Origin of the sequence: Sphingomonas sp. CCH9-E2, assembly GCF_001557215.1 — a bacterium.
Taxonomy (GTDB): domain Bacteria; phylum Pseudomonadota; class Alphaproteobacteria; order Sphingomonadales; family Sphingomonadaceae; genus Sphingomonas.
In genome coordinates this window covers 1-835 of sequence record NZ_LSJM01000384.1, presented here as the reverse complement: position 1 = coordinate 835, position 835 = coordinate 1, and the positions used below count along the sequence as shown (strand labels likewise).

Here is an 835-nt window from a genome sequence, read left to right as displayed (position 1 = left end):
GCGGTGGAGTTGGCGGCGGTCTGTACGCCGTCAATGCCGGGCTGATCGGCGGGGGCGCTGCGCAGGGCGAAAGCGCCGACGCCGATACGCCGCGCCTTGTCCCCAAGAGCGAGGAAGTTCGCGCCTCGGTGGCAAAGGAAGGCGAAGAGGGCGGCGAGAGCAAGGGCAAGCCGACGCCGAAGGGCGAGGGCGGGGACAAATATGCCTCAACCTATTATCAGATGGAGAAGGAGTTCACCTCCAACCTCCGCGAAAGCGTCCATTTCGTCCAGGTCGGGGTCGCGATCTCGACCCCCTATGACAATCGCGTGATCGAGAATCTGAAGACGCACGAACTCGCGGTGCGTTCGGCGATTCTGCTCGCGCTCGGCGAAACCAATGAGGACGATGTCTTCACCGCCGACGGCAAAACCCGCCTGCAAAAGCGCCTCGCCGCCGCAATCAACGGCGTTTTGAAGGAAAAAGAGGGGTTTGGCGGAGTTGCTAACGTCTATTTTACCAATTTCATCGTTCAGTGAACGGGCATGGTTAACGGCCCTTCAGAGATGACCCTTCAGGGAAACGCGTCGGAACGGCGCGAGCGTTCGCGCGCCGGCGCCGAACACGCGCCCGCATTGGGGGCCGCGAACCTCAACCCGTTCGGCGATCTGCACGGCGTCCAGCATCTGACCGCACGGCTCGCCAAGTCGCTGAAGCCCGTGTTCGAACCGCTGCTGGGCGAAGGCCTGCGCGTCTGGGCCGAGCCGCTGGCGGTTCAGCGTCACGCCGATTACCGCGCCGAGCGGCCCGGCGTCATCGCCAGCGGCAGCCATGCGGTGAGCCCGGCGGGCCGCTC

Annotated in this window: 1 protein-coding gene and 1 pseudogene; both read left to right on the top strand. The window is 64.8% G+C overall.

All coding sequences use genetic code 11. The features are described from left to right. The coding region (locus tag AX681_RS17545; RefSeq protein WP_066682566.1) for a flagellar basal body-associated FliL family protein at positions 1-518 on the top strand (518 nt) is incomplete at its 5' end. A gap of 27 nt (positions 519-545) precedes the next feature. Beyond that, positions 546-835 (top strand): annotated as a pseudogene (locus tag AX681_RS17540) (flagellar motor switch protein FliM); the annotation flags it as partial.